A 1,544-nucleotide genomic window follows, 5' to 3' on the forward strand; every position below is an offset into this window, starting at 1 on the left:
GTCGGCGGCGCGGGGCACCGGGATCGGCTCACCCGCCCCGGCCTCGGCGGGCGCCACCGGCGTCGGCGCGTCCTGCTCCGCCCGCTGGTCCTCGACCCGCCGTGCCACCGCGCGGACCGCCGCGGCGGACCGCCGGGCCATCGTTCTCAACGCACCGAGCCCGTGTTCCCCACCCCGTGCCATCGCTGGTCCTCCCGCTCTGGCCGTGGGCGCCGCCACGGCTCTGCGGTATGACGCTACCCGGCACGGCGCGGTGGAAGCGCAGGGCCCCCGGGAACGACGCGGACCCCGGCCGCCGCTCGAAGCCGAGCGGTGTCCGGGGTCCGTGGGTCGCGGGCCGTGAGCGGCCCTCAGTACCAGCTGTGGCTCTGCCAGAACGACCAGGCGCCACAGGGGCTGCCGTAGCGGTCGTTCATGTAGCCCAGGCCCCACTTGATCTGGGTGGCCGGGTTGGTCCGCCAGTCCGCGCCGGCCGAGGCCATCTTGGAACCGGGCAGCGCCTGCACCAGGCCGTACGCGCCGGACGGGTTCATCGCCGTGTAGTCCCAGCCGCTCTCGCGCTTCACGATGTTGCTGAAGCACTGGAACTGGGTGTCGTCCCCCACGATCCCGGCCGCGATGGACTGCACCGAGCCCGGGCTGTAGGAGGAGGCGGCAGGGGCCGAGGGCGTGCTGGCGACGGCGAGCTGGGAGCGGGCCTTGGCCCGGGCCGCGGCCGCGTCGTCGGCCTGCCGCTTGGCGTCGGCGGCCTTGGCCGCGTCCGCGGCGGCCTTGTCCGCGTCGGCCTTGGCCTGCGCGTCGGCGGCGGCCTTCTGGCGCGCGGCCTCCTCGGCGGCCTTCTTGGCCGCCGCGTCGGCCGACACCTGCTGGGCCGTGGCCTGCTGCTTGAAGTGGTCGCTGACGACCTGCGCGTCGGAAGCTGACGGGACGTCGGCGAGCAGCGTGGCACCCGCGACATCGACCGCCTGGGCGGGCTTGGCCTCGCTGCCCGAGGCCACACCCACGACGGCACCGACGGCGGTGACGGCGGTGGCGGAGGCCACAGCGACTCCCCGGACCGAGATCCGAGTCACATGGTTTCCTTCCAGCGTCGCCCACGCGTGACCGTGAAGGCGCAACATGCCCTGGTCGCTGGCCTCCACCTGCGTCGGTCACGGGAGGCGCCGGCCCGCTGCCCGCGACCGGCGAACCGGGTGCGAACAGGTGAATCGGGCGGCGTACGGACCGTTCATATGCAGTTGACACCCAACGAGCGGGCCGTACGCGGGGCCTGACAGAACCCTCACCATGCCGCAACCGGACGCGGGTGCGCAATTCCCGGTTGCGTGGCGAATCTCACATCCCGACCCGGCAGAAGAATTGCCCGTTCGCTGGACAGGAACCGTGCGATGTGATGACGATCCGCCCGGTTCCGGGCCAAAGTCGGGAACCGGACGGATCGTTCGTGGTCCGCCGCGGCCCCGCCGGGGCGCCGCGGCCGGGTCCTACGGCTGGATGTCCTCCAGCATCTCGGTCACCAGGGCGGCGATCGGCGAGCGCTCGGA

At 73.5% G+C, this 1,544-nt stretch carries 1 protein-coding gene; it reads right to left on the reverse strand.

Translation table 11 applies throughout. The annotated features are described in order from the left end of the window. Positions 1 to 350 precede the first annotated feature (350 nt). A complete protein-coding gene (locus tag ABD323_RS41000) occupies positions 351 to 1,073 on the reverse strand; it encodes an aggregation-promoting factor C-terminal-like domain-containing protein (RefSeq protein WP_344447194.1) in 723 nt (240 codons plus the stop codon). Positions 1,074 to 1,544: the final 471 nt, after the last annotated feature.

Source organism: Kitasatospora nipponensis (genome assembly GCF_039528135.1).
Lineage (GTDB): Bacteria > Actinomycetota > Actinomycetes > Streptomycetales > Streptomycetaceae > Kitasatospora > Kitasatospora nipponensis.